Below are 9959 nucleotides of genomic sequence, written 5' to 3' on the forward strand. Positions count from 1 at the left end.
CATCGCTGACCGTAATCCCCACTCTATGCACGCTCCCGATTCGCGCGTGAATCCCCCAACTTGCACCAAATTTGCGGATGAGCCCCTGTTTGTCGGCAATTCTCACCTTGTTTGTCGCGCAGCAGATTGACTTGGTGCGCGGGCAGGGCCTCGTCGTCGGGCTCGGTTTCTGCCTGGAGCCCGATCAGATCGTTCCCGGCATGGCTATGATAAAGGATGTAACGATCCGCTGGTCGACGATTTTCACCCGCGAGGACTTCGCAGCCAGCGCCGACGTCATCGACCGCGATAGCGCGCTGGCCCGGACCATGGTGACCGATACGGTCGGCCTGGAGCAGGCCTCCGCAGCATTCGAGGAATTTCGCGAAGGCAAAGGGGGCAGCGGCAAGCTGCAGATCGACCCGTGGGGCTGATGATGACGACACAGATATGGCAATCGCGCTTTGACGAGCTGCATCGGCGTGCAGCGGAGCAGGCTGGGCTCAGTGATTTCGGTGACACCGGGTACCACGAGGGCCTGCGCATCCTGCTGGAATCGTTGGATGAGGAAGGGATTGCGGGCCGAAAGGCCGCCGTTGCCGAAGCCGTGATCCTTGCCACGCTCGTCGCCCGGCTGCAGACCGAGTCGCAGTGGCGGGCGCATTCGGATTATCGCACGCGCACCATTGCGACGCCTGTGATTGTCATTGGCGTGCCGCGCACCGGGACGACCGCACTGCACAACCTACTGAGCCAGGATCCGCAGTTCCAGGGTATCGAAAAGTTGATCTGCGACGCACCGCTCGTCAGGCCGCCCCGCAAAGCCTGGTCCAACCATCCACAATATCAGGCATCCGTCGCCATGGTCGAACAGATGACGGCGATCGCGCCGCAGGCGATGATCGCCCATGGCATTCAACCCGATGACGTTGATGAATGCTTGCTGCCGATGGCCCAGAGCTTCTGCTCCAACACGTTCCCCTCGCAATTCGATCTGCCACTATATGACAGGTGGCTGATGGCTGCCGACGAAACCCCGTCGTACAGCCGTTACAAGGACGTGCTGCGGCTGGTCGGGCTGAACGATGATCGACGCTGGCTATTGAAGAATCCCAGCCATGTCTTTGGAATTGATGCGTTGCTCGCGGTCTTTCCGGACGCGTGCGTGGTGCAGACACACCGGCACCCGGCTGCATCGCTGGCCTCTCTCGCCAGCTTGCTGGACAGCTTGATGACCGGCTTGACTGGCGAGAGCATCGATCGTGAGCGTCGGCTCAGGCGCGAAGCGGCATTCTGGGCCGAAGGCGTACGTCGTACGATGGCTGCCCAGGATCGCTACCCCGATCGCTTCGTGAATGTCCTGCAAAAAGACATCCGCAGCGATCCGCTGGGCGTCGTCCGGGCCATCTACACCAAATTCGGGCTGACCCTGAGTGCGGAGGCGGAAGCTGCGATGGGGGGCTGGGCAGAAAGCAGCAAGGAGGGCGGTAGCGAAGGCCACAGCTACGGCAAGATCAGGCACGACAGTTCATTGCTGGAAGCTTTTGCGTCTTATATTCAACGCTACGACTTGTGAGCGCCAGTGGCAGGACCAGCATCGCGCTGGTCCTGCCAGGACCAGATGCCACTTCGGATGTTGGTGTCCCAGTGGATTGGGACACCCGATGTCGGTCTGCATCGACAGGGATCGGGAGCGTAGCTTGGGTTACGGCCCGAGGGCGCGGTCGCCACAGCCCGATCACGGTTGGCGCGGCGACTTCGCCTGAATGCCGCCGGTTGCTCGCGTCACCCTTGTTCGAACGTGCTCATATCGATGACGAAGCGGTATTTGACGTCGGAACGGTTCATTCGTTCGAACGCCTTGTTTACGTCGGCCATTGCGATCGTCTCGCACTCCGGCAGGATGTTCTTCTCAGCGCAGAAGTCCAGAAGTTCCTGCGTTTCGGGGATACCGCCGATGATCGAGGCCGAGAGCACCCGGCGGCCTGCCAGCAGGATACCGGAATGAAAGCTCGGCACCATGTCGACCATGCCAACGACCACCACCGCGCCATCACGCCGGGCGAGCATTAGATAGGGTGCCAGATCGTGCGGCACGGGCACGGTATCGAGGATGAAGTCGAAGCGGCCGGACGCTGCGGCCATTGCATCATTGTCGGAGGAAATGAGGACGTCCTGTGCGCCCAGCTTGAGGGCATCTTCCTGCTTACCGGGCGAGGTGGTAATGACCGTGACCTCGGCGCCGAGACCGACGGCGAGCTTCACGCCCATATGCCCCAGTCCACCGAGTCCGACAACCGCGACCTTTGCGCCGGCCCCCACTTTCCAGTGGCGCAGCGGTGACCAGGTCGTGATGCCGGCGCACAGCAACGGCGCAGCCCTTTCGGGATCGAGGCCCTCCGGGACCCGCAACACGAAGCGTTCGCTCGTAACGAGATGGCTGGCATAGCCGCCGAAGGTCACGCTTCGATCATGCCGGTCATGGCCGTTGTAGGTCATGGTGGCCTGCTTCTCGCAGAACTGCTCCAGCCCCTCCTCGCACGGCTCGCAGACTCGGCAGCTATCGACGAGGCAGCCGACCGCCACCAGGTCACCGGGCTTGTATTTCGTCACTGCCGGCCCCGTAGCGGTGACGCGCCCGACGATCTCGTGTCCGGGAACGACCGGATATATCGTATTGCCCCAATCGTTGCGGATCTGGTGCAGATCCGAATGGCAGACGCCGCAATAGAGGATATCCATCGCCACATCATCGGCACGAAGATCCCGCCGCTCAATTGTAAATGGTTCGACAGTTGAACCTTGGGCGAGTGCGGCATAGGCCCGGGTCGGTGTCATCTTAGCAGCCTCCTCATCGGTAGAGCATTTGCGGGACTTCCAGGACAACGCCCGCCACTCCAATCACGGTGGCGGCGCTCCGGCAGACGTCGCAGCCTCGCGCAGTCGATCACATTGTTGATGTCGCATGCAGAACGCGATCCGCCGGCGTTGAGAAATGCCGACGCATTGAAAAAGTCGCATAGCCGCTCGAATGCGATGCCCTAGAAATCCGAATGACCTCTTTCCGGAGCCGGCGATCAATACGCTATGCCCGCCTGCAAATCAGACCCATCAGTTGCCTCAGCCGAACGGCTTAGCGGTTTTCTCCTCGCCGTCTGCTGAAGGACTCAAGCAGCGTTTCCGTCCGGGTCAGGACTATATGTGGCGCCCCCTCAGGGCAAGCATGCGCCGCTTGGCAACTGGGCAAACGCTCTCCCTATCAGGATGGTGATGGCGGCCGCCGGATTTGGAGGAAGGCCAATCGTCAGCCGACCTCCGACTCCTCGACCGCGGGGCGGCTCTCACGCGTGCCGCGCATGCGGCTGGCGGGATCATTGGGATCAGCGCTGATGATCACATGATCCTGGTGCACCTCGAGGAGCGTGCCAACAAAGGGAAAGCCTGCAAGGCCGCCGGTCACCCGGTAGCTGACAGTGTCGCCGACCTTGAAGGTCTTCTCATCGAAGTTGAACTCGAACGGGCAATTCTCGCCCATGCTTTGCATCTGGCCTCTCCTGCTACCTCTGCATGCAAGAGGAATGGCATATTTCCACCGCAGCGGTCGAGAGGGCGCAGCACCGGTCAGGCCGCTTCGCTGCCCTTGAGCTTGTCGCCGAGCGTCCGATCGATGTTGTCGAAGTGGATGTTGAGATCGGAAAGGCCGCGCGAGCGCGCATGCGCACGCCGCGCACGAGCTGATGGAGCTGCCGGGCGGTTGCCTCGTCAAGCTGGCCGACCTCATTGAGGCGCTTGATGAGCGTGCCGGCGATCATCAGCGACAACAAGGCGATATGGTCGGTCGAGCTTTCCGGCTGCATCCCATCATCCTCCATGCCAGTGACAAGGATGCCGGATCCACGGAAAGCTGGTCGGCCAGGACGCACCCGGCCGAACCCGCACCGACAATGATGTAGTCAAACTCTTCCATGGCGCAAATCCTGTGAAGCGTTCGTGGACTTTGCAAGTGCATTCATCCGGTCTTGCAATCCCGGGCGCCATGATCTCCTATCTAATATGCGGCCGAGCCTTGACGCGCCGCACGGTGCTTCTGCGATTCGCGCAAGGCACTGCCCACCTGTGTTTGCGGCGCGAGCGGATGAAATCACGGATGTAATTCATGGCCGGTGCGACAGCGCGGTGGGGAACTGGGGGCCAGGCTCTGTTGAGCGTCAGGACGCTCAGCCGCCGCCGCCTTGCGGTCAAGCACGCCCCGACCGGGCGAGAGCCGAGGTCGTCGAGCGTCAGTCGATGAGCCCGACGCGGGAGTTGTCGATGCGACAATCAAGCTCCGCGGCCCGGTGCGAATTGATGCCTTGCCGCCAGGCCATCGCTCACTCGAACGTTAGGATGACCGCTGAAATCCTGACGCTCGCTGGCGCGGTCGCCAGCGCAGTACGATTGCATCAAAGCTTCTCTCCCGGAAACTGACCTGCAAGCGGCGTCATCAACTGACGGTTAACCTCAACAGACCTTGGATTGAAGGCTTTCTTGGCCCGCACCTTGACAATGCCAAATGGAACAGAGACGCTTTTATTTGCGCAAGGAGGAAATTCTGCATGGCGAAGATACGGGTTGCTCCGCTGGCTGGCTTAGATGTCGGTAGTCCGGCGGCTGGAGAACGGGCCGAGGGCTCAGTCGCAACGCGAGCCGCTCTTGACGGTTCGAATACGCCTCTACAGGCGCGCTGGCACACTATGGACAGTGGCGCACGACTCACTTTCTCAGCCGGTCGCCACGGTTTCCTCGCCTATGTATGGGATGGCTGTTTTGAGCGCGATGGCGTGCGGCTGGAGAAGAGCAGCGTCGTCATCGTCGAGCACGGCGCGACAGCGACGCTCGTGTCGAAGCAGGACGGAGCGATGCTGCTCGTTTTCAATGCCACCGACGAGCATGCCGCTTCGGTGCGGGCCGGGGGCCATGTTCACGTGCTTCCGGCCGATCATGTGCCGCGCGCCGGACGCATGGAAGGCCAGTGGAATGTCGAGGCCGCGCTCTTCGCCGACTCGGATTGCGACACGTGCGAGCTTTGGCTGCATCAGAACGACTTCAAGGATCCGAACTTCCAAGTAGCGCTTCATTCGCACAATGAGGACGAGATCATCGTCGTCACGAACGGGGAGATCGTGCTCGGCCAGCGCCATTACGGGCCGGGTACCGTTATCTTCGTGGCGAAAGACGTGCTGTACGGCTTCCGCACCGGCCCTTCGGGCATGGGCTTCATCAATTTCCGTCCATCGAAGCCGACATATAAGGAGGCAGGCGGGATGGAGATGATGGACGAACAGACGATCTACCATGGCTGGACAGGTCGCCCCATCTATCTGCCGGAGAACGAGGAAGTTCGCGCGTAAGCATCTCTCGACGCCCACCGGGGGGCTGGCCTTTCTCGGCGGAGGCGCGGCCAGGTGTCCGCCCATCGCCGTGGGCGCCTCCCGCCACGACCAGCGCATGACCGCAACTGCATCTATCTCATTCCTGATTGTAGTGCCGCCGCGTTGCCGCTCCGCTGTAACCCGTTGAAGGAGTCGATTACATCTTTGTAGCGTGCAACGCACAAAATCGAAGGACAAGGCAAGAATGGACGCGCGCCGCTCGTGCGGCAGCGAAGAACAATTGGATCAGGGGAGGCAGATTAAAATGAAATCCAAGACCAGTTATGTGGCCGCTGTTTCCATGGCGGCAATTTCGGTAGCTCTCGCGGCCGTGCCGGCCGTTGCGCAGGATGCGCAGGCTCCGACCGAATTCGAAGACATCGTTGTGACCGCCCGCAAGGTTGCGGAGTCGGCGCAGTCGCTCCCCATCACGGTCGCCGCTTTCAGCGGCGCGGAGTTGACAAAGAAGGTCGTCCTCAATGTTCAGGATCTGCAGACGGTTACTCCCGGACTGACGATCGGCGCAGCCGCCACCGCTGGCGCCCCGATCTTCGCGATCCGCGGCACGGCCACGGAGCTTGGGATCGACGGCGGCGTCGCGCTCTATATGAACGACGTTCCGGTCATTTCGTCATTCACAATCGCGAACGCGTTCTACGATGTCTCTACCGTTGAGGTGCTCAAAGGGCCGCAGGGCACCCAGTTCGGCACCAACACGACCGGTGGAACGATCTCGGTGCGCACAAATCGGCCCACCGACAGATTCGAGGGCTATGTCAAAGGCGGATACGGCAATTACAATCGCCGCGAACTCGAAGGCATGATCAACCTGCCGGTAAATGACGTTCTTGGATTCCGCTTTGCCGGCAACTACGTGAAGCGCGACGGCTATGTGAAGAATCCGATCGCAGCAGGCGGTGCCCCTAAGGAGTTCTCGAGCGAAGACCATTACTCAGCTCGCGGGACGATGTCGCTGAACAGTGGGCCGGTCAACAGCGTCCTGATTCTTGACTATTTCAACAGGGACGAGGAGCCGATCGCTCAGATCCCCGTTGCATTCGGTCCGACGCCGACCGGGGTGAACCTGACAAACCTGGGCGCGCAGACAGGAACCCGAAAGACCATCTTTGTCGGCGCTGACCCCTCGGGCGTTCGCAAGCCGTTTTTCGGTAAGGCTAAGTTGTTCGGCCTCGAGCATCTGCTGGAAATCGAGCTCTCGGACAGCCTCTCGCTGCGAAACGTGGTGGGTTACCGTCATGAGGACACCGACACTTCAGAAGAATCCAGCGGGACGACGATTACTCAGGTCCATACGACCGGTAGCACCAAAAACGACCAATGGACTGACGATCTCACGCTGCGGTACACTGGCCTCGACGGGCGGATCCGTGCCAGCTTGGGCGGCTATTTTTCGCAAAGAGACAAAAGCCAGGGTCTCAACTCCGCTGTGGTCCAGGGAGTTTATCTGACCTTCTTCAATGCTCCATTGGTCACCGAGATTCACACCTTCGAGAGAGCCAAGTTCAAATCGAAGGCGGTCTATTTCAACTCTGACTTCGATATCACCGAGACACTCAGTGTTACGGGTGGTTTCCGATACAATTGGGACCGCATCAAATCGGCCGGGTCCCGCGCGTCGGGCAACGGCGTTCTTGCTACTTACGGCTATAATTTCTACCCGACGGCGACGATACCTTGCTCGGCCAATGCGTTCACAGGCTTCGTCGACTTTGATCTTGCCACGTGCTCGGGAACGCGCTCGGCCAGCTTCCGGGCACCAAGCTGGATGTTCGCCGTCACCAACAAGTTCAATTCCGACGTGCTGGCTTACGCGAAGATCAGTCACGGCTATCTCGCCGGCGGATTGAATTTCACCATCCGGGAAGTTCCGGCCTTCAAGCCCGAGAAGACCACGATGATGGAAGCCGGTGTAAAGGCGGACTGGTCGGTGGGTGGGCGGCCCATCAGGACCAACGTCGCGATCTACCACGGAAAGACGAGTGACAAGCAGGTCTTCTATAACTTCAACTATGACGATGGCTCGGCGGGCTTCGGCGTCTTCAATGCCGCCAAGTTGTCAGTTTACGGTGCAGACTTCGAGATGCGCTTTTCGCCGGTTGATCGGCTCACGCTGGACGCAAGCTACAATTATATTCACTCGAAGTTCGACAAGTTCCTGTTCCCTGCAGTCGGCGGAAATGGTGATGGACAGACCGGCACAACGCTTGTCCCTGCCACGGACCTGAGCAACTCGACGCCTGCGCAGACACCGGAGCATCAATTCAACGTCGCCGCTTCATATGAATGGCCGCTCGACCCGTCGGCCGGTACGGTGACGAGCACGATCTCCGGCTATTATACGAGCAAGATCACGCAGACGAACGTGTTCCCGCCGTACAATGCGACCTTCGGGCAAGTGTACAATACCATCGACGGCTATTTCACTGCGAACGCATCTCTGAATTGGGAAAACGTGATGGGTTCGCCGATCAGTGCGCAGCTCTGGGTCAGGAATCTCTTCGACAAGAATTACATCGTTTATCGCGGCACCCAGTTCCAGGCGTTCGGATACTCGACCGTAATCTATGGCGCGCCGAGAACTTATGGCGCGAGTGCGACTTTCAGGTTCTGATAGCCTGAATCATACCTAAGTGGTTCATCCGGCAAGTTGATGGTGGTAGAATGAGCGGCATCTCTGCAGCGCGGAGGTGCCGTCATGGAACCGGTACCCTTACGAGAACTCACAGCCGACGAGAGCGCGGCGGTGGAGAAGCTGGCGCACTCGCGTACTGAGACTGTCCGCCGCGTCGAGCGGGCGCGCGTGATCTGGGCGGTGCACCAGGGCGAGCCCCTCTTGGCACTTGCCGCGCGTCTCGGCGTGAGCGCTGAGACGGTGCGGCGCCAGGTTCTGCGCTTCAATGCCGAGGGACTGGCGAGCTTCAACGACCGGCCGCGCTCGGGCCGCCCGCCCACCTACACGGCAGATGAGGTCGCCACCGTCATCGCAACGGCCCTGACCAACCCGAAGTCGCTCGAGCTGCCCTTTGCCTCCTGGACGCTTGATCGGCTCGCGGCCTATCTCCACGCGCACAAGGGGATCGCGATGAAGCGCAGCCACATCGACGAGATCTTAGCGGCCGAAGGCTTGCGCTGGCGCCGCCATGAGACTTGGTTCGGCGCGCGGGTCGATTCCGAGTTCGCCGAAAAAAGATCCCATGCGGGTGGACGGCAGCCGGTGCTGGTAAGCTGAGGTTGTCACCCATCAGCAGGGAGACGACCGATGCTCGATCACCTCGCGACGACACCAGCCACCGTCCAGTCCGAGAGTAACACGCTCTTTGCGTCACTCGAACTGAGCAAATCGCACTGGCTGGTGACGGTGAGCGCGCCGGGCAGTCCCAAGTTCTCGAAGTATAGCGTGGCCGGCGGCGATGCCGCAGCGCTTCTCGCGCTGCTGGAGCGGCTGCAGATGGCGGCTGCGCAGCGCCTCGGGGCCCCGGTGGCGATCACCGTCATCGCCGAGGCTGGCTCGACGGCTTCTGGCTGCACCGGCTGCTTGAGCGCCACGGCATGGCCAGTAGCGGTATCATGGTCGATGAAGTTGACGACATGACCGCAGATCTGGTGAATTGAACGATAGAAGGTACGCAGGTTCGGTTCGATGAGCTGCGAAGCGCGTCGCGCCCCTTGCCCCTTCGGCCGCAGTCTACATCCTCGACGAACAAGTTATACCCACTCAGCGAAGTGGTGACTCGGCTTGCGCTGCAGGTGCTGCCGTGATTCAGTGATGTGGGCGTGGGGCGCTGCCGAGGGGTGTTGCCATGGCTGCCCTTTCGATCCGTCAGGACTATTCACCAGCTGAGCTCCGCCACCGAGCGGCGCGCGAGCATGACCACCGCGCCGTGCTTCGGTTGCTCGCCATCGCCAATGCGCTCGAGGGCATGTCGCGTGCCGAGGCGGCAAGGTTGGCGGGGATGGAGCGCCAGGCGCTCCACGACGCGGTGATCCGCTACAATGCCGAAGGACCCGAGGGTCTCCACGACCGCCCGCGGAGCGGCCGTCCCGAGCGCCTGAGCGAAGGCGAGAGGCCGCGCTCAAAGCCCATATCCTGCGCGGAGCTGATCCCGAACGCGATGGCGTGAGCGCCTGGCGCCTCATCGACCTGTGCGAGCATGTCGAGCGCCGCTACGGCGTACGCTACAGCCTCTGGGGCATGTCCTGCCTGCTCGATCGGCTGAACCTTGCTGCGCGACAAACAAGGTGAGAATTGCCGACAAACAGGATGAGAATGGGCGGCGGTGTGTCTGTCGGGACGAGGGGCGAAGCCCCGAGGAGCGACAGACACACCGCCGCAGGCGTCTTTTCTTCTGGAAGGGGGCTTTTGGTGATCGTGACCTGCCAGGTGGAGCTTCTTCTGAAGGGGAGATGCGGTGCCTGGGAGCCATATCAACGATCATCAGGTGAGATATTATATGAAGATGAGACAGACAATGTCGCCGCGTTCAGCGGCGGCGTGTGCGGCGTTCAGCACGGCGACGGCGTATCGGCTGGAGGCGGATATGCGGCTTC

12 protein-coding genes are annotated in these 9959 nt (G+C 61.0%); 10 read left to right on the forward strand and 2 right to left on the reverse strand.

All coding sequences use genetic code 11. The features are described from left to right. Positions 1–89: 89 nt before the first annotated feature. Both B5X69_RS19745 and B5X69_RS19750 read left to right on the forward strand, forming a co-directional pair. Positions 90–413, forward strand: a complete 324-nt coding sequence (locus B5X69_RS19745) for an MDR/zinc-dependent alcohol dehydrogenase-like family protein (RefSeq protein WP_139375901.1) — start codon at positions 90–92, stop codon at positions 411–413. A gap of 2 nt (positions 414–415) precedes the next feature. Then, positions 416–1555, forward strand: a complete 1140-nt coding sequence (locus tag B5X69_RS19750; protein WP_176141707.1) for a sulfotransferase family protein — start codon at positions 416–418, stop codon at positions 1553–1555. A gap of 209 nt (positions 1556–1764) precedes the next feature. Here the strand turns inward: B5X69_RS19750 and B5X69_RS19755 are convergent, their stop codons facing one another. After that, on the reverse strand, positions 1765–2817 hold the full coding sequence (locus B5X69_RS19755) for an NAD(P)-dependent alcohol dehydrogenase (RefSeq protein WP_079640228.1): 1053 nt from the start codon (positions 2815–2817) through the stop codon (positions 1765–1767). A 466-nt stretch (positions 2818–3283) separates the two neighbouring features. After that, entirely contained in the window at positions 3284–3523 is a 240-nt protein-coding gene (locus B5X69_RS19760; RefSeq protein ID WP_079640229.1) for a hypothetical protein, read from the reverse strand. A 193-nt stretch (positions 3524–3716) separates the two neighbouring features. On the opposite strand from B5X69_RS19760, the gene B5X69_RS21630 reads away from it, so the two are divergent. The 8 genes from B5X69_RS21630 to B5X69_RS21765 form a co-directional block, all read left to right on the forward strand. Further along, positions 3717–3932, forward strand: a complete 216-nt coding sequence (locus B5X69_RS21630; protein WP_079640230.1) for a hypothetical protein — start codon at positions 3717–3719, stop codon at positions 3930–3932. 780 nt (positions 3933–4712) lie between these two features. Further along, positions 4713–5369, forward strand: coding sequence for a hypothetical protein (locus B5X69_RS19770; RefSeq protein ID WP_079640231.1), 657 nt, complete (start codon positions 4713–4715; stop codon positions 5367–5369). A 226-nt stretch (positions 5370–5595) separates the two neighbouring features. Then, positions 5596–8022 carry a TonB-dependent receptor gene (locus tag B5X69_RS19775; protein ID WP_079640232.1) on the forward strand — a complete coding sequence of 809 codons (2427 nt, stop codon included), beginning with the start codon at positions 5596–5598 and terminating at the stop codon, positions 8020–8022. Between the two features lie 84 nt (positions 8023–8106). After that, complete coding sequence (locus tag B5X69_RS19780; protein WP_079640233.1) at positions 8107–8640, forward strand: helix-turn-helix domain-containing protein; 534 nt, start codon at positions 8107–8109, stop codon at positions 8638–8640. Between the two features lie 30 nt (positions 8641–8670). Beyond that, positions 8671–9003: a hypothetical protein gene (locus tag B5X69_RS21635; protein ID WP_176141708.1), complete on the forward strand. Its 333-nt coding sequence runs from the start codon at positions 8671–8673 to the stop codon at positions 9001–9003. A gap of 208 nt (positions 9004–9211) precedes the next feature. Beyond that, positions 9212–9532 carry a helix-turn-helix domain-containing protein gene (locus tag B5X69_RS19790; protein WP_079640234.1) on the forward strand — a complete coding sequence of 107 codons (321 nt, stop codon included), beginning with the start codon at positions 9212–9214 and terminating at the stop codon, positions 9530–9532. Beyond that, positions 9529–9654 (forward strand): winged helix-turn-helix domain-containing protein, encoded by a 126-nt coding sequence (locus B5X69_RS19795; RefSeq protein WP_176141709.1) that lies wholly within the window; start codon positions 9529–9531, stop codon positions 9652–9654. The genes B5X69_RS19790 and B5X69_RS19795 overlap by 4 nt, the downstream gene beginning before the upstream one ends. A 117-nt stretch (positions 9655–9771) precedes the next feature. Further along, positions 9772–9959 (forward strand): hypothetical protein (locus B5X69_RS21765; RefSeq protein ID WP_217699169.1); only part of this gene is annotated, 188 nt, incomplete at its 3' end.

It is taken from the genome of Sphingopyxis flava, from assembly GCF_900168005.1.
Lineage (GTDB): Bacteria > Pseudomonadota > Alphaproteobacteria > Sphingomonadales > Sphingomonadaceae > Sphingopyxis > Sphingopyxis flava.

What these genes read in the sequence shown, in the direction of transcription:
- B5X69_RS19760 (WP_079640229.1), bottom strand. Translation starts at nt 3,523, where the DNA reads ATGCAAAGCATGGGCGAGAATTGCCCGTTCGAGTTCAACTTCGATGAG.
- B5X69_RS19750 (WP_176141707.1), top strand. Translation starts at nt 416, where the DNA reads ATGACGACACAGATATGGCAATCGCGCTTTGACGAGCTGCATCGGCGT.
- B5X69_RS19780 (WP_079640233.1), top strand. Translation starts at nt 8,107, where the DNA reads ATGGAACCGGTACCCTTACGAGAACTCACAGCCGACGAGAGCGCGGCG.
- B5X69_RS19775 (WP_079640232.1), top strand. Translation starts at nt 5,596, where the DNA reads ATGGACGCGCGCCGCTCGTGCGGCAGCGAAGAACAATTGGATCAGGGG.
- B5X69_RS19790 (WP_079640234.1), top strand. Translation starts at nt 9,212, where the DNA reads ATGGCTGCCCTTTCGATCCGTCAGGACTATTCACCAGCTGAGCTCCGC.
- B5X69_RS19770 (WP_079640231.1), top strand. Translation starts at nt 4,713, where the DNA reads ATGGACAGTGGCGCACGACTCACTTTCTCAGCCGGTCGCCACGGTTTC.
- B5X69_RS21635 (WP_176141708.1), top strand. Translation starts at nt 8,671, where the DNA reads ATGCTCGATCACCTCGCGACGACACCAGCCACCGTCCAGTCCGAGAGT.
- B5X69_RS21630 (WP_079640230.1), top strand. Translation starts at nt 3,717, where the DNA reads ATGGAGCTGCCGGGCGGTTGCCTCGTCAAGCTGGCCGACCTCATTGAG.
- B5X69_RS19755 (WP_079640228.1), bottom strand. Translation starts at nt 2,817, where the DNA reads ATGACACCGACCCGGGCCTATGCCGCACTCGCCCAAGGTTCAACTGTC.